The organism is Lactovum miscens (assembly GCF_014202895.1).
Taxonomy (GTDB): Bacteria; Bacillota; Bacilli; order Lactobacillales; family Streptococcaceae; genus Lactovum; species Lactovum miscens.
This window is the reverse complement of the sequence record NZ_JACHHV010000026.1, coordinates 1-23,673: the sequence shown is the minus strand read 5'-3', so window position 1 is coordinate 23,673 and position 23,673 is coordinate 1. Positions and strand designations below refer to the sequence as shown.

Genomic DNA, 23,673 nt, shown 5'->3' with positions numbered 1-23,673 from the left:
ACTCAATTTTAAAGGTTCTTTTTCTTTTTGTCTTTTTTCTGAAATCAAAAAGCGATCACTCTTTCGAGCTACCGCCAATTATTTTACACTTATAACGACGTCAAATTAAACGTTGGCACAACAAGAGAACACCGAAGTGGGAATCAGATTGCACGCCTCTTAGGGAAGGCACCACAAAAGATTCATCATGAACTCAGTTCAATTGAAGACCAAGACGAAGTATTCTGCTGAGAGGGGCTTAAGGAGAATTATCGCTTGAACTGCTCTCTCATAAGCTTTCTCATCCTGTTTGTTTACGAACGCTCTACAACTGGATTGAATCTGGCCGTCTAGATGTAAAATATCATGATTTACTTTATCCCCACGACAAAAAGGTGAAGAAACTACGTTAAACTCAGCCGAAGCGGCCTTATGGTTTGTCCATTGAACAACGTCTAGAGAAGATTAACCAACGCGAAGAAAAGGTATTTGTAACTTTAGCTGTTCCGTGACATCCGAAGTAGTTTCAAGAACAACATTCGAATTTGCCAAACTTAAGGGTACATCAAAACCAACAAATTGCTTTGTTGGATCTGTATAAGTGTCGCTAATTGTTCTAATCAAAGTTCTCCTAACAGTGACGCTAATAAATGTAGTTCCTTTTAAATCAGCATTGCTACCGATAGATAAAGCAATAAAGAAAATTTCAATCCTAATGTCTTAATTGATACTAAAAAAATATTTTCACCTAATTCCCAGGGGCCATCACTAGAGACCACAAGAGGGTGTCAGTCCCTGAAATACTTGAATTTGGCGCAATCGGAAATGATAAATAAAATTGTGGCGTAACCGAAACAGTCTCAAAACCAGAACTACTGGTTCCTCCCACTGGATTAAAATCGCTATACACTTGCACAGGATTTCCCATTATGGAAACTCCTTGTGAATTTCCTTGATCAGTTAAAGCTGTTCCACTGCTTGATACCGCCTTGGTAACTCCCAAATAGATTAGCGCTTGATGACTTGCTAAATCTCCAGTCTGGTCATCCTCTACAGTTAACTGCCAAGGGCCAACAATATTTCTTGAATCATAAATCAGAACCGGTGCGGGATCTTGAGCTGAAATTTTGCTCCAATCAGGTGGATCGCTAGACCAATCACCAAAGTTGACATTTGGGACTGATTCTAGCTTTAGAAAGGCGTTTGGCGCAACCGAAAGTGAGGCAGTTATTGTGATTCCATACTGGAATGTTGTGAATGTTAAAGTTGTTTTTTGAATTGTCCTCGAATTATGATCTATTTTATTGAGCCAATTATATACTTCCGCTGCATTGGTAAGCGTGACCTGCTGGCTAGAGTTTAAGACTTTAGCTTGAACATTCGCTCCAGAGATAGAAACATTAGCATTTCCAAGATCCAAAGTCTGACTGATTAAGTTACTTCCTAAAGAAGTTGGCGTTGTATCCGTCGCCAGAAGTTTATCAACCTGGGCCATAGGTAGCATGATATCTGAGGCAGAAATCGACCCTTCTACTATCGTCAGCTGGTTTGTCACCTTAGTAGTCCCATCTGGAGATGTGAATTCAATCTCAAATTTCGTCCCAGAGACAATGTTTGCATTACTGAGATCAGAAATAATTTGAGAGAATAAATTTGTTCCAGAATAGCTTGTCGTACTATCCTTCCAGCCCGTAACGATAACCGAACTAGTCACATTTGCTCCATTATTATCATTCGCTACCACTCCTAAAAGCGATACGAGAGGCTGGGAGATAGTGGCTGCAGGAGCATTAACGGAAACCTTACTTTGTATGTCGCTTGCTATCTTATTAACTTGTTGAGAGACTGAGATCACGTTTTGGGCACTCAAGCTGCCATTTCCTATGGTGATTGTCGAAGTTTTTGTTAAACCATTACTTGAGGCATAGTTAATTTGAATTGTCGTTCCAACAGTTTGATAGGCCAATGAATTTAAATTAGTTCCAATGCTTGAAGCAAAAGCCGCATCTGTTGTATAGTTGAGAGTTACGGTGTTTACTCCATTTTTTAAGACTGCAGAAACAGGAGTAACTGTAGCTGTTGTTCCATCATAGTTTAGAGCTTGAGGATTCATGATAGCTTTTAAAACCTGATAAGGGTCAGTATAGCTTACCCCCTTGTAAATGTAAGGTTTCGCTGTGCTTACATTGGCAATAGATTTCTCTTGGAAGACCGAAATTTCCCCATCCGAAGCCGTAAAGGTTGGAGAGCTAAAAACTGGTGAAGTTGCCGAACCGCCATTAGGGTCGGTAAAAAAAGTTTTAGTGTTGTAGACCAGATAGCTTGGTAAGTTTACGTAAGTGCTGTAATTAGTCCAATTCCGAACATTAACACCAGATGAATGATAAATTGAGTAAGCCCCGTTAAATAATGGCCCTGGAAAGAAACCGTATTGTCCATTGTATTCATTGTAAGGAACTGAATTAGTCTCAACATATGCATTGAAGCTAGTACTAGCACCAATGGGATAATTTAAGGGATAAGCAAAATCCTGGTTTGAGTTAGGGACAGAATTAGCATTACCTTTTACCCCTGGCGCATAGGATATTATATTTGAATTTGTAGTATTATATACTTCTGGATCACTACTTTTAGCAGAAGGCGCAAGTATTGGGCTAAAATTAGATCTCGGCCACTCCCATTGAATCATTGGCTCACTTCCCAAAATGCTAGGAGTTTCAACATCTGCGTAAGTAATAAAATTTGTTTTTGTATTATCTGAATTAATTGTGTTAAAAGTAGCTGGGTTAATATTCGTCTGGTCACTCCAAGTACTCGTAGGATAAATCAATTTCGAAAGATTATAGTGGGTTATTCCATTTATAGTATTTTTAAAATACGAGGCGTAAGCCTTCATCGTTCCATTTGTGGGGGCAACAACAGAACTAGTATTAACCATTACTCCATTTGAATTATAGCTTGCTGCAGGGGGCATTTCACCACCAGAAGGTGCTCCATTTAATGTCCAGGCTCCTGTCCCATCTGAGATGTTGCTTCCATTAAACTCAAACTCTCGTATCCCTCCCGACTCAAGAAAAATTAAATATCCGTTGTTTCCATTTCCTATAGCTTGCTGTTCGTAGTCTGAAATAAAGCCAAACCCATTAATTGGATCCATACCGTCAATCTCAGAAGGGCTCAGAGTAGTCACATTAATGTTGTTATATGGAATAACTAGAATCAAAGCCTGCCAATACTGGTCTGAAGCTCCCCAAAACTTGCCTGTTTGCGCTCCACCTATGTACATTCCCAATGTTACGGGGGCAAGAGGTTCCCAGGTCAAACTAGATTCATGGTCGTATAAAAGCCCACTCTGGTCGTATAAAGACTGTGTGATGTTTGAGCAGAGGATTGGAAAAGCAGATTGTGGAGCTGCAGTAGGGTTTCCGTAGCTATTATATGTTGCATTTCCACTAAACATATATGTTTTAATAAAGCTATTGGGCGAGAAATTCCAGTTCCCAACTTGAACCATAACTTCGCTTGGCGTCAGTACTCCATTGTTTAAACTAGAACCAGCAAGACTTGAATCCGTAATTCCAGAATTTTGCCAAATATTTAAAGTTCCAAAATTAGAATAGGAACTTTGATAAATCTTATCCCCATCAGCTCCAGTTACCCCGGACCCTCCATTCAAGATATAACCTGTTGATGCAATATCTAAATTATTATTAGGTAAAACATTCAAAACTGTAAAGTTATGGACAAGGGAAGTGACCATTAGATTTCCTGGATTGTCGACTTTAGCAGTCGCCGAACCAAGGTTTAAGACAGCAGTATTTGAATTTGCGGTAGTAGTAACATTTGTGAAATTGTCAATTCCATCTGACGCCGCAGAGATTTTTGGCAAACTTCCAGCATTAATATTCATGACCGTTGATAAAAGCAAGCCATTTGTTGTTGCTAAATTATAGGCGGTAGCATTAATATTATTTACAAAAGTATATTGGGGACAATTAACGTTAACTGTGACGGTCCGAGAAGTAGATAAAACTGGAGCTGTCGTGTTGGCATCCCCGTAAACATTACTAACTCTTGTCGTGCTAAAGATGCCTGATAAGCTCAGATTGATATTTCCAGTAACAGCTCCATTCGGGCTACTTCCCGAAGTCGTAAGACTCCCACCTGTGGCTCCTATGATATTAACACTGGTAGAACCTCCTACACTTCCGCCATTTCCAGCCCCATAAACAATATTAGAATTGCCTGAAGTGTTATAGACAGTCACGTTTGTGTCGCCCGTGACATTTGTGCCTAATCCACCGCCATAGATAGCAAAACTTCCAGAACCTGTGGCTGAAAACCAAAGAGCAGTTTGGGCAACAGTGCTTGTTGCTGAACCACCATAAATAGTTACAGTGTTTCCTGTGAAATAAGCACCATTCCGAATAGCTAGAGGACTTCCATTTGCATAGATCGTCGTTGATCCAGCCAGATTAATATTTCTGAAGACAAGAGGACAATTAAATGTCAGACTAGAAGGTAAAGAGATTGTAGAGGCATTTGCATCTTGAACACTAGACATTGAATTAATATTATCCGTCAAATCTGACACAAAGGTCAGACTCGTTGCCATCGAACTTGTGATTGATGATAAAAGAGTCGAGCTTGTATCACTCATCGCCAAATTACCGCCAATATAAATGATGTAATCATGTGCTGTATTCTCAGCTCTGATTACATCTAGAGCCTCTTGGAAAGAAGTATCTGACACAGTTAGTCCATCAACTGAGCTATTTATACCATCTACCGCATCCCACAAAGTAATCCCTACTTTTTTGATGCCAGAAATGCTACTAAGGCTCGTTTGAGCGCCAAAAGTATTGGTTGGCATACTTGCCAAACTGTCTGCATAAATGTCACTTGATGTCGGCTTTTTGGAAGAAACTAATGAAGGCTTAGGACCTTTATCGAGAGAATTAGAATTCATTAAAGGCTGGAAGGCGGAGAAAATTGAACTTAATGGCATTATAATGACAATAAGAAGACTCAAAAAAACGAAGTTAGTCTTAAAAAATTTTTTAAGATTTACCCTTGATCTCATAATTATATTCCTTTCTAAGAAGTCAAATCGTAGAGCCGAGTCTTTTAATACTGAATCTATTTATAATAAAGCTATCATATTCTAATGTAATTTTAACTGGGAGCCATAACCAAGGACCAGATGATTTCCCCAGAGTAGGACCCTGCTATCAATGAGCTACTATAAAAATACATTCCAATTCCATATCCTGGTGCTTTTAGAGCTAAATCTGGATTGTTTAGAACATCTGACTGAATCGTCCAAGTTGGTAAGTTAGGTGTTGAAGGATCGGAAATATTCAAAACGGTTTGACTTGGGTCAGCAGATAGATATGCTGACAAAGACTCCTGACTGATAATTGTTTGGGGAATTGAGAGTGGAAGCTTTTGATTTCCATCAATAAAATAGACTTGGCTCGATATATCCTGTATTTGCTGATTTCCTTGAATAAATTGAGCTTGTAAAGAAAAGTCAGTCAATTGACTTTTTGTAATATCAATAGTTAGTCCATCCCCATAAGTTCTAGGGTAAACAATTTCGTTCTGAGTTGGATCAACATTTCCAAAGTCTAAACTTGTTGGGACCGTCTGAAAAGAGGGAAAGGTTGGTCCATTGTATTGGTATGAAAAAGAGGCCAAAGAAGAACTTTCATCAGCCTTTGAAATTTCACTAATCCCTACAATTATGGCTAAAATGAATGAAAATAGAATAAATTTAAAAATCTTATTCATTATCATTAAATAAATGTATTATGAATCGAATACTGCTTACTTTCATTAAAGGATAATATTAATTATTGCTTTGGTGTATTAGCCAAAGTCCAAGTAACGGTACCAGAATAGGCATCAGCAACTGTACTTGTAGATAAGCCTGTTAAATTAAGTTTAAAAGTACCAAAGGTATAGTTATTTGTTCCTTCACCCTCATAAGTTGCACCTGTTGTCCACTCGGCTGCACTTACTGCCAAAGTATTCGTTTTATCCCCTGCTAATGACAAATTTTTGGTGATATCCCCAGCAAGTATACTTGTGTTGCCATTTCCATCAGTAGTTGTGGCTCCCACTCCACTTGCAGATAGCGTTGATGAAAGTTTTTGTCCATTTCCCGAAGTAAGGCCAGAATAAGAGGCATAGAGAGAATATCCTCCGTTTGCTGTTACAGTTCCAAGTGTATTTGCAATTACAGCTGTCACTGAACCATCTGATTGAGCAGCAATATTGTTAGTTGGTGTATCTGAGTTAGCAATGCTTCCGAAATCTACATAATTTCCTGATGTATAAGTACTTGTGATTGTACCTGTTAAAGATCCTGAAACAGTTACCCTAACATTTGTAGTCCCTGTTATACCTGTATCAGATGCACTTACTAAAGTTGGTAAAGCGATTGATAAAGATGAGACTGTAAGTGAGGCAAAGCTTAAGAGTGATTTTTTTTTCATAATATGATTTTCCTTTTAGTTAGAATAATTTATATTTTTTTAGTTTTTTGTTAGGATTCCTCTTTTACAAAAGAAGAATCAGTACTGAAATCAGTCCTTTGATTGATTTAAATTTTTTACTTGCTTGAGTTCTTCTTCAGCTGCTTCTAAACGTTTGGCTAGCTCTAGCTTTTCTGCTTCATCTTTCTTCTTACGCCGTTTTGTCAAAATGAAGAAAATAACGAGCGTAGTAACCACCATAAGACCAATTATGATCCAATAAACGAAGGAATAATCTGGGTGTTTAATGGTCTGGTCTTGATGATTCAATGTCTTAGCCTGCTCAGCTGTTACGATAAATGAGCCATCATAGGTCCATTGGTACTGATAAGTTTGAGATTTACCATCTACTATTGCGCTATAAGGTCCAGAATTGTTCTTTTGGCCATTTACGGTCATTGAAATTTTATAAGTTCCTGGCAGTAAAGGCTTAGAGTATTGATTTTGGCTTACAATGCCTACTATGCTGACAGGGATGGGCAGGTCAAAATTTGAATTGGGCGCCATGGCCATATTAGCATTGTCATAACTATATTTGATATTTGGGTTATCTTTTTTCACAACTGTGGCATGGACATTCATATTATTAAGAAAGGCCATGGCAGTGTTTTGGAAATTTACATTAATGACGTTTCGAGCATTAACTTGTCCTGGTTCTACCTTGTTAAAGTGCAGATCAGGATCGACCGTTATCTCATTTTGTCGCATCAGTAAGGCGATGACATACTGATATTCGTTTGTGAGTGAAACTCCCGATTTACTGTCCTTTGTTGCTGCACTTTCTTGTTTAAATGTCAAACCGCCTGCCATCACTCCTGAAAATAAAGAGGGGGGCATTCGGATAGAAATATTTACCGTCACACTCGAGTTTGATGGAACCCTCGTCTTTTCAGGGAGCGATACATAGTCTTTCATGTTGTAGATAAGACTGCTATCCGCTGTCTTGCCAGTTGGTGAATAAGTAATGGTACCATTTATCGCTGTCGTAGCTGAGGTCACATAATCATCTACAACAATCGATTTATTGGTCGCATTTGACAATCTTACTTGGAGGTTTTCAGTCTCACCATGAGACAGAATTAAATCATAATATCCTAAACTAGTCGCTCTTTGATTTGACGGAAAGATTGGTGCGACGGTGAATCCTAAACTATCCGCAGTGACACGGGATCCTCCTCCAATGATACAAATCAAGAAGACAAAGAAAAGAAAAAATTTGTTTTTTTTCATTACCTAAAAACTTTCTTAAACCTTTATTTTGAAAACTGTTAAAATTTTGAGTGACTTTTCATAATTTCCTCATTCAACTATGGTGAATACAGACACTAATTTCTTTAATAGAATTTAGTGTCTCAATGATTGACAATTGAATTTGTATTATATATAATAAAGCCGTAAAGCAATGTACAAGTTAAGCGTGTTATAAAATAGAAAAGACTTTCGAAGTGGAGGCCCTTGCTTATTGTTTCAACATCGAAAAAAGCTCAGATAATTTTTAGCTCTGGGTCATTACTTTTAGTTCATTAAGCTTAAACATGTTTAAATATATATTATTATTTAGCAATTGTCAATGTTTTTTTGTGTCTATTATCAGACACATGTAATTAAGTCCGTTAAATTTTAAAGGCCTTTATCAAATTATGTTGGTAAAGACAGAATTCAAGATTCGAGAAGAAATTCTTGAATTTTTTTGTTATGCTCAACGTTTGAAATTCTGGATGACCACTTGGTTTTGCTGGATGGTTTTGGCAATAACTAGTACGAGGAGGATTCGGTTTCTGAAGTTGGTAAAGTTGTGATAGCTATAAGCAATGTGATTGCTAGGACCATTGCTATAAGAAAGGCTAAGACTGTTGTCTCTATCATCCTTAAACTTCTTAAAGACCTTGAAAACAGGTTGGAAGTTCTCATTGAGTGAAGATTTGAGAAAGAGTTACTTCTCAACGTGCGTCCAAAGCGCAGAGATTGATGGAGTGAAACAGCTTGAGGGATTTCTTGATACACTCTCATGTGTTGGACCATAACTGAGTCATTCATGGAGTATGTCGCGTTCAGAGGTGAGGTAGCGAAAGTTGAATTATGTAGTGTGTTTGATCTATTTGAAGAAGCTTACAAGGGTGCTAGAGTCGATGGTATTCTTTCGAGTTTTTCGAGAATTTTTTCATGATTTTGATTCACGTCTTATTAAACGCTTATGCGAAATTCTGGACAATGCGAAAGCAATCAATTGAAATCTTGGCATTCTTAAAACATTCTTTAATGAGTGAAGGAAAGGGAATGTATCCATCGATGATGCTCACTTTTACCTGATTTTGGACTTCTCTTAGAAATTGAATTGATAAAAGTACATCAAGCCTTCGGCTAGCAATGAGATTAATGATTTGATGGGTTTTTATATCTACCCTATTGAAGGCCATTTCAGAGAGAAGCATTTAAATTCATCAAGGAGAGCACTTCAGGTAAGACATGAGGTCTTGAAAGCGAACATGGTTCAGCGGACATAAATTTCCCTTTCTGTGTTTTGTAGTGACAATACAGTAACAGAATTTATGTCTTTTGTATAAGAAAAATCGTATTGATTTTTTTATCAGCACGATTTATTATAGAGCCATTTTTTTCTTCAGGTAACTAACTTGATTTTACAATTTGCCTTACAATTCAGCACTCATAAAAATGTACTAACCCCTATGAGTTAAACAACATGATAGCTGTAAATTTTCTATACAGTTAAGATTGTCTATTTTTCAGGAATACCTTCTGGCCAATAAAGCCTGATTAAGGCTTGTGTGCCATCATTTTCAAATCCCTCTCCTGCAAGTCGGTCATATAGTTGCTTCGCTAGAGCAGTTGCTGGCAAAGTAAGGCTCATTTTTTCGGCCTCTGCCAAGGCAATTCCTAAATCCTTAATAAAATGCTTTACAAAGAAACCCGGACTATAGTCCTCTCGTAAAATACGGGGTGCATAATTAGCCAACGACCAAGTTGCGCCTGATCCTCCACCAACTGTTGCAATTACTTTCTCAAGATCAAGATCCGCTTTATTAGCATAGGCTAATAGTTCAACCATTCCAGTCATCGCACCTGCGATACATATCTGATTGGCCATTTTAGTGTGTTGCCCTGATCCAGCCCTTCCTTGTAAGGTTATGGTCTGTCCCATTTTTTGAAATAGGGGTAAGGCTTTCTCAAAAATTTTAGCATCTCCTCCAACCATTATGGTTAAGGTTGCTTCCTTTGCTCCCAAATCACCTCCTGACACAGGCGCATCCAGTGAATTTGCTCCAACTTTCAAGGCTTCTGCATAAATTTCTTTGGATAGGGCGGGCTCAGTAGTTGTCATGTCAATCAAAGTTTTTCCATCCAATTCTGCCTTGAATATTCCTTGATCTCCAAAATAAACTTCTCGCACATCTTTGGGGTAACCGACGATTGTAATAACAAATTCAGCTCGTTCTGCAATCTTTTGAGGAGAACTACAATAAACCGCACCTCTAGAAAGCAGTGTTTCAGTTTTTGAATATGTCCGGTTATAAACAAAAAGTTCGTGACCCGCTTCCAATAAATGAGCTGCCATTGCAGACCCCATCACACCCGTACCAATAAACCCTATTTTTGACATCTGTTTCCTGATTTCTGTTCTGTTTCTGTCAATTTTATCAGATTTTCTTACTTATGGATTATTTTTAGGAAAATTTGAAACAAAAAAAGCTTGAAAAATTCAAGCTTGTTTATACTCTAACAGTTTAATCAAGACTTACCTTTGCGGAAGATGGGATTTGAACCCACACACCCTTTCGAATACTAGCACCTGAAGCTAGCGCGTCTGCCATTCCGCCACTCCCGCATTACAACAATGAATAGTTTATCAAAATTGAAGTCTAATTGCAAGTGCCCTTGATTGTGGCTGAAATTAGACTTCCTTCACATTTAATCTAAGCATAAAGATTCCAGTTATTGCTAAAAGAATAAAAAATATTTCAAATAGCCAAGGAAAAATTAATAAGTTAAAACTTGCAATCAAGGCTGAAAAAAGAAGGGGCATAACAAACATTCCTAATCCAGCTGCAGTAACATTAAGAGCAACTATTCTGTTAGCTTTCTCTATATTAAAATAACGATGTGCTAATGTCATTATTGTTGGGTATAGTCCAGAGAATCCACCCCCAATGAGAATTGCTGAAAAAAGAGGAGAAAACCACATTAGGAGTGTTCCTATAAAAGAAATGAAAAGTAAAATAAGAATGAATTTTTCTGACTCTAAATAATCAAGTAGAAATCCTGAGATTATTCGCCCACACATAAGTGAAAACCAAAAAATTCCAGTTATTAGGGCTGAAAAGGCTGCGTCAAAATGTTGAAAAACTAAAAAAGATGCCATGTAGATAGAAAAAATCTGCTCGATGGCATATAAAAAATAAAAAACTGGAAAGAGCCAATTTGCCAAAGTAAACTTGAGCTTACTTTTCTTTTTCTTCTTATCAACTTCACCATGCTCTGTAAAAGTTGCCCTCTTTGTCATAAAGAATATTAAAATTATACTGTGCAGAATTAATACCAATAGTATAGCTAGACGGAAAGTTGAAGTATACCGAATTGAAATGGCTTCAAAAATGGAAGACAATGTCACACCTAAGCCATAAAAAGCGTGAACAAAATTCATAATTTTTTCCGAAAAACGTCGCGCTACTATTGTGTTGACTGCAACATCTATTGCACCTTGCCCCAACCCTAAAAATGGAATTGAAATCAAAAAGATAATCCCATTTGAAGCAAACAACATCAAGAAAAGAGAAATCAAAATTGAGAACATTGACAAAAAAATGACACTTCCTTCAGAAACTTTCGTAGATACCTTAATATAGAGAGCATTGGAAAGTAGTGAGAATAATAGTTGAACTGTTGTTATTACGCTTATTAATTCTAGCGAGAAATGAAAATCTTGTCGAATCACCGGCCATCCAGAGCCAATTAACGAATCTGGAAGCCCCAATGAAATATAAAGAGAAAAACTCAAAAGTACTAAAATAATGCTTTGTTTTTTATCCATTTTACCCATAATACCAAAAAAGTATCAATTCTGATACTTTTTTTAGCAATTCGTCTATTTAATAAAAAACTATTCAACAGACAATATGTATGGGTACACCGGTTGTTTGCCCTCATGAATTTCAAACTCAAGGTCAGGATGAAGTTTCATTACTTCTTTAACAAGCTTTTCAGCAATGCGCTTTTTTCCTTCTTCACCAAGGTAAATCGCGACAACCTCTGAATCTTCACCGATCATCGATTCAAGAGTTGCATATAAGGCTTCAGTCAAGCTCCGCGTTGAAACAACAATCTTATTATTAATCATGCCAATAACATCCTTTTTACGGATATCAATTCCATCAATATTTGTATCACGAGTTGCTTCAGTAATAGATCCTGAGACAACATCTGACAACGCAGCGGTCATTGTTGTTTTATTGTCTTCAAGACTTGCCATTGGACTAAAGCTCAAGAGAGCTGTAAATCCCTGTGGAACAGTAGTTGATTCAACGACTTCTACTGGGATATCAACAACAGCAGCAGCAGACTTTGCTGCCATGAAAATATTCTTGTTATTTGGCAAAATAATAACTTTCTCAGCGTTTACTGAGTTAATTGCGGAAACAATATCTTCAGTTGATGGATTCATTGTTTGACCACCAGATACAACCTTATTCACACCCATTTGTGTAAATATTTCTGAAAGACCATCTCCAGCTGCAATTGCAATGATTCCCCACTCCGACTTGGGTTTGTTTGTAGGTGCTGCAGCTGCTTCTTTTTCTGCCACACTTTCATTTTGAAGACGCATATTATCCACTTTGACCTTAATTAAACGACCAAATTTCAATCCCTCTTGCATCACAAGACCTGGATCCTCAGTATGAACATGTACCTTAACAACTTCTTCATCATCTACAACAAGAAGAGAGTTACCTATGCTCGCGAGATAATTTTGAAATTTCTCATGATTATAGTTATGTTTCGCAGTTGGTCCTTTTCCAAGCTCAACCATAATTTCTGTACAGTAACCAAACTTGATATCTGATGTTGAAGCATTGGCTACACCTGACATTTCATGTTCAGATTTAACCATAGCATCCATGGCAGCAGGTGTTGATTCTGGGTCGATTGGAACATACTCACCATTTAAAACCGACATAAAACCTTCATAAATAAAGACTAGTCCTTGTCCCCCTGAGTCTACAACACCAACTTCTTTAAGAACTGGAAGTAAATCAGGTGTCTTTGCTAAAGCAGCTTTTGCTCCTTCAAGAGCTGCTGCCATAACCTCTGTTGCATCATCAGTTTCGTTTGATTTACGGCGTGCAAATTCGGCTGCTCCACGTGAGACGGTCAAAATTGTGCCTTCTACGGGTTTCATTACTGCCTTGTAAGCCACTTCCATTCCATTTTGAATTGCATTAGCTAAATGAATGCCATCAAGTTCGGTATAATCCTTAGCATATTGGCCAAAACCACGGAAAATCTGCGACAAGATGACGCCTGAGTTTCCACGTGCACCCATCAATAAGCCTTTTGAGAGAATTTGAGAAATTTCACCAACTGTATTGGCTGGTTTCTCAAAAACATCTTTTGCCCCATTATTGATGGTCATTGACATATTTGTTCCAGTGTCACCATCTGGTACTGGAAAAACATTCAATGAGTTCACATACTCTGCTTGTGAATTAAGGCGATCACTGGCTGCTTGAATCATTTCGGCAAAAATCGCCGCTGTAATTTTTGCAGTTGTCATTACTCATTCACCACCTTCACTGATTCAACGTTTACATTTACTTTGACATTAGTCAGTCCAAGTTGATTTTCAAGATTGAAGCATACACGCTCTTGTATATTACGTGCAACCTCAGAAATTTTCACCCCGTAGCTAATAACAACAAAGACATCAATGGTAGTACCTTCAACATCAGAATTCACAACCACACCACGGCTATAATTATCCTGACCCAAAATTTGTCTTACATTATCACGGACAGCATTTTGGCTTGTCATTCCAACAACTCCAAAAATCTCAGTAGTTGAAGTACCCACTACTGTCGCAATTACTTCAGTTGAAATTTCAACTTCGCCGTTTGCAGTACGAAATGTAACTGGCATATTTTCTCCTTGTTTTACGCTTCAAATTACTCAAAAGTCGCAAATTAATCATTTTATTTTACCACAAATAGAAGGAAAATTGTCAATTGGTTCACTTATCGTCTATTTGTTAAATTTTCTTGATGGCAAAAAAAGCCAGCAACGCTGGCTTAATTATATTCAATCTATAATAGAATTATACGCGTTCTACACCAGCAGGCAACTTTTTAAGTGCACGAGCTGAAGCCCAAACTGTCTTAATTTTCCCATCTTCAACAATCTTTATCTTTTGAAGATTTGGTTTTACTTGACGCTTTGTTTGGTTCATTGCGTGCGAGCGATTATTACCTGATACTGTCTTACGGCCAGTAAAATAACATACTTTTGACATTTTTATAATTCCTTCCCTCTGATTTTCTTGAATTAGTCAGCTTTTCTAACTCACTAAAACAGCGCATTTATATCATAACAAAACATTTTAGCTTTGTCAAAAACTAAAGCTGATAATTGGAAAGTTGTTTCAAATCGTCCTTTTTATAATGAATCAGCAATTTCACGAACTAATTCTTCCGACTTTTCCCAACCTAGACAGGGGTCAGTGATTGATTTTCCGAAAACAACTGGTTCATCCTGTTTTCCATCTTCTAAATAAGATTCTATCATAAAACCACGAACAAAATTTTTTATATCTTCATTCCATTTACGATTTAAAAGTGTCTGACGGACAATTCGAATTTGCTCTAAATGTTGTTTTCCTGAATTATCATGGTTCGTATCAACCAATATAAATGGGTATTCCAATCCCAATTTTTTATAACTTTCAATTGCAGATAGTAAATTCTCAGTATAGAAATTGGGATGATTAATACCAAATTCGTCTACACCTCCACGAAGTATCGCATGGGCAAGTGGGTTTCCTGTTGTATGGACTTCCTCATGATCATATAGAAAAGTTTGTGGCTTTTGTGCTGCATGGATTGCATTAAACATCACATTTAGATTTCCAGAGGTAGGATTTTTCATTCCAACAGGTGTATCAATACCACTTGAAACAAAGCGGTGTACTTGATTTTCAACAGATCGTGCACCAACTGCAATATAGCTAACTAGATCGTCTACCAGGTTAAGATTTTCCACATATAGCATCTCATCAGCTGTTGTTAGTCCTGTCTCAGCAATTACTTTGTAATGAAGTTCACGTACTGCCTTAATCCCATTAATCAAATTCTGTTTAGCATTTGGATCAGCTTGATGAATAATTCCCTTGTAACCATCCCCATTTGTTCGAGGCTTTGCAGTGTAAACCCGCATGACCATAAAGATCTTATCTACCACTTCCGTTTGCAATTTAGATAAACGCTTCGCGTACTCTAGTACAGCTTCCTCATTATCCGATGAACACGGTCCAATAATCAATAGTAAGCGCTGATCTTGTCCAGTGATGATATCAAATAATTCTTTGTCTCTCTTGGCTTTAACCTCAATTTGTTCACGATTGAGTTTCCCAAGTCTCTTGAGTTCATCTACATTTATTTTTTGTCCAATTTTTTTAAATGACATTTTATCTTCTTAATTTATTAACATTTATAATAAAAGCCGAGTATTAACCCAGCTTTTGCACATATTTATTTTTGAAGTAATCTAGTCCAGATTACAAAACACCAAGGGTACGACCATGACAGTTTTTGAATTTCTTTCCAGAACCACATGGGCAGAGATCATTACGACCTACTTTAGAAAAGTCAAGCCCTTCATCTAAATCAATGTCTGATTCAGTACCTCCATGTTGATGAGCGGATAATTGAGCAGCTTGCTCTTGCATCTGTTTCATTTGAAGTTCTTGAATACGTTGTTGTTCTTGTGGGTTATGGATTTGAGCCTTCATCATTAAGCGAGTAATCTCAAATTCAATAGCGCCAATCATTGCTTCAAAAAGACGGAATGATTCTTCTTGATATTCTACAATTGGCGTATTTTGTGCATAACCACGAAGGCCAACAGCTTGACGCATTTGATCAAGCTGATCAATATGGTCTGACCACTTATTGTCTACAACACGTAAAATCACCGCACGTTGAAACTCAACCTGACGTTCAGGATCAAGTTTAGACATCTGTAATTTGTAGTTTTCTTTGACTTTTTCAAAGATAAAGGTTCTCAACTCATCAGCCTTTAATCCTTCAATCTCCGATTGTTGAACTGCACCATCTCGAAAGAAGGCAGATTCCAATGTTACAAACATATCTTTATAGGTAGCTTTATCAAGTTTTCCACCATTGGCTAAGGAATAGCTATCAACAAAGCGATCTATAGCACGTTTGAACATTCCCACAAGCTCAGGAGTTAAATCTTCTACCGCAAAAATGACACGTTGTCGTTGTTCGTAAATAACACCACGTTGTTCACGGATGACATCATCATATTGAAGAGTTTGTTTACGCGAATCAAAGTTATTTCCTTCAACACGCTTTTGTGCGGATTCAATTTGGTTGGTTATCAAACGTGACTTGATTACAGCCTCTTCACCAGAAATCTTAAATCGATCCAAAATCACTGATACACGCTCTGAACCAAAACGTTTCATCAATTCATCTTCAAGTGATAAATAAAATTGAGTAATACCCGGATCTCCTTGACGACCTGAACGACCGCGAAGTTGATTATCAATACGGCGTGATTCTGCACGTTCTGTCGCAATCACAGCGAGTCCCTGATATTCCTTAACTGGATGCTCTTTAACACCCGGACCAAGTTTGATATCAGTACCACGTCCAGCCATGTTAGTCGCAATAGTAACAGATCCTTGCTGGCCAGCATTCATAATGATCTGAGCTTCCTTGGCATGATTTTTTGCATTCAAAACTTCATGAGGAATTCGGGCTGCCTGAAGTCGTTTAGATATCAACTCAGAGGTTTCAACAGCCACAGTTCCTATCAATACAGGTTGGCCTTCCGAGTGACGTTTCTTAATATCATCAAGCACTGCCTTAAACTTAGAGTCCAAAGTTGGATAAAGTAAGTCTGGCAGGTCCAAACGTTGAATCGGTTTATTTGTTGGAATAGGAACAACCTGAATGTTATAAGTCTCGCGGAATTCTTCAGCTTCAGTCTTGGCTGTACCTGTCATACCTGCAAGTTTTTTATACATACGGAAGTAATTCTGGATGGTAATCGATGCACTGGTCTTAGCTTCATCTTGAACTGGTACGCCCATCTTTGCTTCAAGTGCTTGATGGAGACCATCTGAATAACGACGTCCTGGCATAGTACGTCCAGTAAACTGGTCAATAATTAGTACTTCTTGATTTTCATCTACCATGTAATCAACATCGTTGAAGAAAATATAATTTGCTCGCAATGCATTGTCCACAAAGTGAGTTAATGCTGCATTTTCAAGATCATAAAGATTTTCTACACCAAAATATCTTTCAGCCTTATCAATTCCTTCTTCTGACAATGAAATAGTTTTTGATTGAATATCAATCTGATAGTCATCACCTTCTTCATATTCTTCATGACCTGATAATGTTTTAGCAAACATATCAGCACGAGCATAAAGAGCCGAGTTACCAGAAGCTTGACCTGAGATAATCAATGGAGTTCGAGCTTCATCAACCAATATTGAATCCACCTCATCAACGAGAGCGTAGTTCAGCTTACGTTGTGTTAGATCTTCTTTACGCACAACCATATTATCGCGTAAATAGTCGAAGCCCAACTCAGAAGATGTTGAATAAGTTATATCACAATTGTATGCCTCACGCTTTTCATCTGGAGATTTCGAGTTGAGATTTATACCAATTGAAAGACCAAGCCAATTATAAAGTTCGCCCATTTCTTCAGCGTCACGAGCTGACAAATACTCATTTACGGTAACAACGTGAACACCTCCCCCAGGAAGTGCATTTAAATAAACAGGCATGGTGGCAGTCAAGGTCTTACCTTCACCAGTACGCATTTCGGGGATGTCACCGTTATGAAGAACAATTCCTCCCATAATCTGCACATGAAAAGGATAGAGGCCAAGCACACGTCTCGCACCCTCACGGCATACAGCAAATGCTTCATATAGCAAGTCATCTAAACTTTCTCCATTAGCCAGACGTTCCTTAAATTCAACAGTCTTAGCTTGAAGTTCAGCATCTGTCATGTGTTCCATCTGATCAGCATATGACTCAACTTTATTCGCCATACGATGAAGCTTTCGAAGCTCTTTCTTATCATTTTCTACAATACGTTGTATAATATTTGGCATATATCATTTCCTTGTTAAACTCTAAACTATAGTTTCAGTCAATTAATAATTATATCATAAAAAGGCCAAATAAAAGACGGGCAACCCGTCTCCAAACTTAAATTTACCATGTCTTTATTTCATCGTTTTGCTTATACAATCTTGAAAACATTACGTTACTCAATACGTTTTACCCTTGATTTCAGAAAGATTTTTTGATTAAAAATTTGTATTTGAAAGAGCCAAAGGTTTCAACCTGTTCTCTATTCAATTAGGTATTTTTTACTCATTCACAGCTTACGATAACGAAAATTATAATATAACCTATTCCTCACAAAGTCCTTCAGGTAGCTTCTTGTCATCTGAAAACATGATAATACATTTGATTAACCCCTATTAAGCCGGCTATAATTCAGAAACTGAATTTTCTAGCTTAATATTCCACTAAAGTTTCTCCTAGCGCACCTTCTCTAATCGCGTTGCCTTCTGCAAATAGATGCAATAGTTTTCATTCATGTATTTTATTACTATTTTTTGGGTCAAATTATAAAATTAGTTTAGCCACTTTAAGAAAGCAAAAAAATACCTGGATTTCTTATACTTGAATTTGCAAGAAGACAAGTAGAAAAGGAATTCAGATGCACGATTATTTTAACACAAAAGGCAAGGAACTTACTTATACAGAACGTCAGTTGATTGAACGTTGGCACAACAAGGAGAAGCTAAGTAATCGTCAGATCGCTCAGCGCTTAAATAAAGCCCCTCAGACAATTCATCATGAACTCAAGCGGGGACAGGTTCAACTGAAGACCAAGACAAAGTACTCTGCACTTCATGCACAAGAACACCACAGAGCCAATAAAAGTCACTGTGGTCGTCCTTCGAAGCTCACGTCGGCCCTCAACGAAACCATTAGTGCAGGTGTCAGAGATAAGAAATCATTAGAAGTGATTCTCCAAGAACTGACAGGTGTTTGCCTTCGAACCCTCTATCACTGGGTAGACAAAGGCTGGCTGGATGTGAAAACCCATCACTTGCTTTATCCTCATTATAAGAAGGCTAAGAAGCTTCGAAAAATACACCCCAAGCGTCCGTATGGCTTGTCCATTGACCAACGGTCCAGAGGAAATTAACCAACGTGAAGCATTTGGCCATTGGGAAATCGATACGGTGCTGTTGACCAAAGAAAAAAATGACTGCCTTTTGACGCTCACAGAGCGCCAAACACGCTTTGAAATCATTCGTCTGATTCCTGACAAGACTTCAGCGTCAGTCAATAGGGCTCTTTTAACACTCCAAGAGGAGGTTCAGTTCAAATCCCTTACTTCGGATAATGGTCGCGAATTTGCCCGCCTTCATGAAGTAGTGCCTTGTCCTGTGTACTATTGCCATGCTTATGCGAGCTTTGAGCGTGGAAGCAATGAGAATCATAACCGCATGATCAGACGCTTCTTACCCAAAGGAACAAAGCAAACAACAGTTCAGGCTGTTGCCAAAATTGAGACTTGGATGAATCATTATCCAAGAAAAATGTTCAAGTATCAGACACCATTTCAGATGTATAGGGGTGGCTAAATTAAATTTACAATTTGCCTTTTTAAAATATCACTCAAAAGTTTCGAAATAACTTTTTTTCGTGTGAATCAGCATCTGGTTCCCTTTAAAAAAAGTGAGCCAACAATCCTTCAACGCAAATTTCAAAGTCAGTACCCAACTATTGGAAAAGATAAGTAATTAAACTCATAAAAAAAGCACCATCCAGTGCAATTTTATTTTAATTAAGGACGAATGAAACTAACTCCACTAGCATTAGGAATTAGTCGAGTAACACGTACCCCAAGGCCACCAGCAGCATTAGTCTCACTAACTACGAAACTTCCATCCCCATTAACCTTGACTACAACAGCAACATGCCCATATACTGGATCTGCTCCGTCAACCCCACCAGGGAAGACGGCAATAGTTCCAACAGCTAGACCTGAATTTGCATAAACTACCCAGTCAGCAGCATTTCCCCGATAATTTATTGATTTACCAAAGTATTCCCAAACTCCCCAAGTGCATTGTCCCCATGGATAAGGACCACTATAATCATCACCAGTAGAAGGAGTTGAAGGAGTTGAAGGAGTTGAGCCTGTACTACCTCCACCATTTTGAACGATTGGAGTAGGATTTGAGTTAGTTGTTGATTCCTGTTGTTTTTGTGTGGCATTTATTTTTGCCTGTGCTGCAACCGCTGCAGTTGCAGCGGCCTCAGCTGTGGCTTTTTGAGCTAACAAAGAATTTTTTTGATCTTGAGCAGTGGCTAATGTAACTTGAAGAGATAATTGTGCTACTTGAAGTTGTTGTCCCTGAACGTCCAATTGTTGTTTCAAGGTTGTAGCCTCGGCGTAAGCCTTCTGATTATCAGCCTGCTTTTGCAGGAGGGCCTTTTGATCAGCCTCCTGTTGCTTAACCATTGCGTTACTTGTATTAACCACTTGTGACATAGCTGTTACCTTTTGAACAACGTCTGTCAAAGATTTCGCGTTCAAAATTGTATTAATATAGCTTGTTGCACCACCCTCGGTTTGAGCACTTCTAGCTTGAGCTTTTAAGCTGTCGTTACGATCTTTTATGCTTGCTGCTAAGGAAGTAATTTGGGCAGAATTTTTAAGAGATTGGTCTTCCAAATCTTTCAAACGCGCATTTGCATCGTCCACTTGTTTTTGTATCTCAGCTACTGCTGCATTCCCTGCTGCTGCATCTCCTGCCGCCGCATCTATTTTAGCGTTTTGCGCTGCGATTTGTGCATCAAAAGAATCTGCCTTAACGGTCGTTAAAGGTGATGCCGTCGCAAGAACGACTAACGATAGCATTACCCCTGATAGTACTTTGTTTTTTAAATTCATTGAAATCTATCTGCCTCCGTAGCTGTAAGAATAACTTCAATAATTATAACACAGAAAAATAGGGTAAATATTACAGCTTTTTTACAATTCAGTTGAAGTCGCCTTACTTATTAAATTTTTCCTTGGTCTATCTTGATACAGAATATCAAGTGGAACTATCAAAAGGATTCCAAGAATAACGTTAAGTATTAAACTTGGGGCAAGCTGACAAACAACAAAAGTATTAAAGTTGAGTTCTACTAAGTGAAATCCAATCTGAATTGTGCTTAATAATGTTTCAAATATAGAGGTGATAATTATCACTGTAAAGACTTTAGTCCAATTATTTTGAAAAACTGTTTCATGAATTTCATTAACAAACATAGCAATCAGTGGCAAAAGCGCCGCTGCAATCCCTAAAACTCCAATAAAATAACTGTCATAAATTATTCCCAAGACAATTGTCATTGTAAGCAAGTAAGGAAGCTGATGCTGCTTTACACTATACATTAGGAAAATCAGCATAATATGAGATACTGGGAAAATTGAATAGCCAAATAGGCTTGCAAAAAAACTGCTCAATTGCCCATCTATTAACATTAGGCAAAACAAAATTATTGGACTAAAAAACTGAAAGGCCCATCGATTCATAATATCTCCTCAATTTATTTAGTCAATTTGGTAAGATGATTGCCACAAAACGTAAATCGTTAAAGTCAGCTGTTGGTTTAACGTAGATATTTTTTGCTGCCACTGCTGAAGCGCTACTAATTTTCTCAACTTTACCAAATAATAAGTCACTTGGTGTAGAGCCATCTAGACCCGATGTGACCACTTCATCACCTACGTTGACACTAGTCAAGCTATACATATTTGACACAATATAATCGCCACTTTTTTTATCAAAATCAATTAAAAGGCCGTAGTTATTCCCAATTCTTATGGGAATCTTATTAGTTAAGTTTGATGAAGCAGAGAAAAGTTCAACCTTGCTGGTCGCATCATTTACTTGCGCTACAAGTCCAATAATTCCACCATTTGACATCACAATCATATTATTCTTTAGCCCAGAATTACCTCCCTTATCAATTACCAACAAATTATTCCAGCTGGATGGATTCCGACTAATAACTGAGGAATTTTCAATCTTATAACCTGTCAATGAAGCTTGCATATTTAGAGCTGCTTTTAATTCAGTATTTTCTTGCTCAAGTGATGCAATCTTTTGACTTTTCATCGTTGAATCTGATAACTGCATCTTCAGACTTGCATTTTGATTATAAGCATTCATTACACTTTGAAAATCATTAAATTTTGATTCAACAAACTTTAATGGACTTGAAAATAGCTCATCTACAGTACCTGTTCCATCGTTGATCACTTTTATCAAATCATTAGGCGCTTTCCCCTTTTGATAATTTCGAAATGATATTGTAATAATTGAAAAACTAGCTATAATAATAAGCAAGGCAATTATGATAACCTTGCTGAAATTGAATTTTTTCATTGGGTTTATTTTAACATTATTCATCTATTTTTGTAGAACATTTGATAGAATAAAGAAAAAACTTGAGCTAAAAACTCAAGCTAGCTTGTAATAAAATTTAGGAGAAATTATGACAATTCCAGTTTTTGGAGATAAAGTGGAAAATGTAAAATTTAAATCTCGTTATGGTGTTCATGCCATAGTTGAAAAAAATGGGAACTTTTGCCTTGTCCAAGCACCAAATGGTGCCTTCTTTTTACCGGGTGGTGAAATTGAACCTGGGGAAAGCCAAGAAGAAGCATTAAAACGTGAACTTATTGAGGAAATTGGCGCCGATGATGTTATCGTTGGAGATTTTATCGGGCAGGCCAATGAGTATTTCTATAGTTCGCATCGTGATCAACATTATTATAATCCTGCATATTTCTACTCTCTTAATTCCTTCAATATTGATAAAGCTCCTCTTGAAGATTTTAATAAGGTTATTTGGTTTACATATGATGAAGCTGTGAAATTACTCAAGCGAGGAAGTCACAAATGGGGACTTGAGGCTTGGAAAACAAAACAAATCAACTATTGAAAACGAACCGCTTTTAAATTTGCGATTCGTTTTCTTTTTTATTTTTCAAATACCTTGATTCCATTTTCCCCCGAAATAATTACATGTTTAGCCATATTTATAAATAGTCCATGCTCAACAACACCTATTGTTTGATCCAGTTCAAAAGCTAACCTTTGTGCGTTATCAATTTTCCCTAAATGAAGATCAATAATGAAATGCTTTTGATCTGTAATAAATTTTTCTTCCTCAAAGTTCAACCTCCACGAAGGTTGATATCCTTTTTGTTTGAACTTCTTGAATAATAGTTCTGCTCCGAACTGAACAACTTCCACAGGTAAAGGAAAGTGCCCAAGCTGATCAACTTGCTTGCTTTCATCTGCAATCCAGATATAGTCTTTCGAAATATTAGCAACAATTTTTTCCATCAGGAGTGCCCCTCCGCCCCCTTTTATTCCAGCTAAATCTGGGTCAAACTCATCAACTCCATCAACTGTAAGATCAATAAAATCAATTGAATCCAAACTTGAGATTGTTATTCCCAATGACTCAGCTTGAGCTTGAGTCACACTTGAAGTAGTAACCGCAGTGAGACTTAACTTCTCTTCCCTCACACGACGTGCTACTTCCTCAACAAAGAAACTTGCTGTTGAGCCCGTTCCAAGGCCAAGAATCATACCATCCTTGACATATTTTGCAGCTTCAATACCGACTTGTTTTTTCAAGTTTTTCATAACTTTATTTTACCAAAAAAGAGTTACAAAAAATGCGGAAATCCGCATTTGTAAGTGTCAAATAATTGGCTGTAAATCTTCAAAACTGAATTTTTGTTTATATTTTAAAGCTCCTCCTGAGCTCCTGAGGCCCAAGATGTGCTT

18 protein-coding genes, 1 tRNA gene and 2 pseudogenes are annotated in these 23,673 nt (G+C 37.5%); 3 read left to right on the top strand and 18 right to left on the bottom strand.

All coding sequences use genetic code 11. The features are described 5' to 3' along the window. Positions 1-104: 104 nt before the first annotated feature. Positions 105-458: pseudogene (locus HNQ37_RS08735) on the top strand (IS30 family transposase); the annotation flags it as partial. Here HNQ37_RS08735 and HNQ37_RS06675 read toward each other — a convergent pair. From HNQ37_RS06675 to secA, 14 genes are all read right to left on the bottom strand, one after another. Beyond that, positions 445-603 carry a hypothetical protein gene (locus HNQ37_RS06675; RefSeq protein ID WP_183540556.1) on the bottom strand — a complete coding sequence of 53 codons (159 nt, stop codon included), beginning with the start codon at positions 601-603 and terminating at the stop codon, positions 445-447. The pseudogene HNQ37_RS08735 and the gene HNQ37_RS06675 sit on opposite strands and share 14 nt — an antisense overlap. 124 nt (positions 604-727) lie before the next feature. Beyond that, the gene (locus tag HNQ37_RS06670) at positions 728-4,948 is read right to left on the bottom strand and encodes a beta strand repeat-containing protein (protein WP_183540554.1); all 4,221 of its coding nucleotides are present in this window, start codon (positions 4,946-4,948) and stop codon (positions 728-730) included. 206 nt (positions 4,949-5,154) lie between these two features. After that, positions 5,155-5,772 (bottom strand): hypothetical protein, encoded by a 618-nt coding sequence (locus HNQ37_RS06665; protein WP_183540552.1) that lies wholly within the window; start codon positions 5,770-5,772, stop codon positions 5,155-5,157. A gap of 62 nt (positions 5,773-5,834) precedes the next feature. Beyond that, on the bottom strand, positions 5,835-6,479 hold the full coding sequence (locus HNQ37_RS06660; protein ID WP_183540549.1) for a hypothetical protein: 645 nt from the start codon (positions 6,477-6,479) through the stop codon (positions 5,835-5,837). Between the two features lie 90 nt (positions 6,480-6,569). Next, complete coding sequence (locus HNQ37_RS06655) at positions 6,570-7,748, bottom strand: WxLIP family cell surface protein (RefSeq protein ID WP_183540547.1); 1,179 nt, start codon at positions 7,746-7,748, stop codon at positions 6,570-6,572. A 962-nt stretch (positions 7,749-8,710) separates the two neighbouring features. Next, positions 8,711-8,935, bottom strand: coding sequence for a transposase (locus HNQ37_RS08730; protein WP_425486330.1), 225 nt, complete (start codon positions 8,933-8,935; stop codon positions 8,711-8,713). A gap of 320 nt (positions 8,936-9,255) precedes the next feature. After that, the gene (locus HNQ37_RS06645) at positions 9,256-10,137 is read right to left on the bottom strand and encodes an NAD(P)-dependent oxidoreductase (RefSeq protein WP_183540543.1); all 882 of its coding nucleotides are present in this window, start codon (positions 10,135-10,137) and stop codon (positions 9,256-9,258) included. Between the two features lie 142 nt (positions 10,138-10,279). Continuing rightward, a tRNA-Leu gene (locus HNQ37_RS06640) sits at positions 10,280-10,362 on the bottom strand. A gap of 66 nt (positions 10,363-10,428) precedes the next feature. Then, a complete protein-coding gene (locus HNQ37_RS06635) occupies positions 10,429-11,565 on the bottom strand; it encodes an MFS transporter (RefSeq protein ID WP_183540540.1) in 1,137 nt (378 codons plus the stop codon). A gap of 69 nt (positions 11,566-11,634) precedes the next feature. Next, on the bottom strand, positions 11,635-13,305 hold the full coding sequence (locus HNQ37_RS06630) for a DAK2 domain-containing protein (protein ID WP_183540538.1): 1,671 nt from the start codon (positions 13,303-13,305) through the stop codon (positions 11,635-11,637). Next, positions 13,305-13,667 carry an Asp23/Gls24 family envelope stress response protein gene (locus HNQ37_RS06625; protein ID WP_183540536.1) on the bottom strand — a complete coding sequence of 121 codons (363 nt, stop codon included), beginning with the start codon at positions 13,665-13,667 and terminating at the stop codon, positions 13,305-13,307. The genes HNQ37_RS06630 and HNQ37_RS06625 overlap by 1 nt, the downstream gene beginning before the upstream one ends. A gap of 175 nt (positions 13,668-13,842) precedes the next feature. Further along, positions 13,843-14,037: a 50S ribosomal protein L28 gene (gene rpmB, locus HNQ37_RS06620; protein WP_183540535.1), complete on the bottom strand. Its 195-nt coding sequence runs from the start codon at positions 14,035-14,037 to the stop codon at positions 13,843-13,845. Between the two features lie 143 nt (positions 14,038-14,180). Further along, positions 14,181-15,206, bottom strand: a complete 1,026-nt coding sequence (locus HNQ37_RS06615; RefSeq protein ID WP_183540533.1) for a 3-deoxy-7-phosphoheptulonate synthase — start codon at positions 15,204-15,206, stop codon at positions 14,181-14,183. A gap of 91 nt (positions 15,207-15,297) precedes the next feature. Further along, positions 15,298-17,901 (bottom strand): preprotein translocase subunit SecA, encoded by a 2,604-nt coding sequence (gene secA / locus HNQ37_RS06610; RefSeq protein ID WP_183540531.1) that lies wholly within the window; start codon positions 17,899-17,901, stop codon positions 15,298-15,300. A gap of 617 nt (positions 17,902-18,518) precedes the next feature. Here secA and HNQ37_RS06605 point away from each other — a divergent pair. After that, positions 18,519-19,455: pseudogene (locus HNQ37_RS06605) on the top strand (IS30 family transposase). A 203-nt stretch (positions 19,456-19,658) separates the two neighbouring features. Here the strand turns inward: HNQ37_RS06605 and HNQ37_RS06600 are convergent. From HNQ37_RS06600 to mreC, 3 genes are all read right to left on the bottom strand, one after another. Further along, the gene (locus HNQ37_RS06600) at positions 19,659-20,771 is read right to left on the bottom strand and encodes a CHAP domain-containing protein (protein WP_183540529.1); all 1,113 of its coding nucleotides are present in this window, start codon (positions 20,769-20,771) and stop codon (positions 19,659-19,661) included. Positions 20,772-20,852: 81 nt separating this feature from the next. Next, positions 20,853-21,401 carry a rod shape-determining protein MreD gene (mreD, locus tag HNQ37_RS06595; RefSeq protein ID WP_183540527.1) on the bottom strand — a complete coding sequence of 183 codons (549 nt, stop codon included), beginning with the start codon at positions 21,399-21,401 and terminating at the stop codon, positions 20,853-20,855. 22 nt (positions 21,402-21,423) lie between these two features. Beyond that, the gene (gene mreC / locus HNQ37_RS06590; protein WP_183540525.1) at positions 21,424-22,257 is read right to left on the bottom strand and encodes a rod shape-determining protein MreC; all 834 of its coding nucleotides are present in this window, start codon (positions 22,255-22,257) and stop codon (positions 21,424-21,426) included. A 109-nt stretch (positions 22,258-22,366) separates the two neighbouring features. Between mreC and HNQ37_RS06585 the strand changes: the two genes are divergently transcribed. After that, a complete protein-coding gene (locus HNQ37_RS06585; protein ID WP_183540523.1) occupies positions 22,367-22,816 on the top strand; it encodes an NUDIX hydrolase in 450 nt (149 codons plus the stop codon). Between the two features lie 38 nt (positions 22,817-22,854). Here HNQ37_RS06585 and rpiA read toward each other — a convergent pair whose 3' ends face one another. After that, complete coding sequence (rpiA, locus tag HNQ37_RS06580; protein WP_183540521.1) at positions 22,855-23,529, bottom strand: ribose-5-phosphate isomerase RpiA; 675 nt, start codon at positions 23,527-23,529, stop codon at positions 22,855-22,857. Positions 23,530-23,673: the final 144 nt, after the last annotated feature.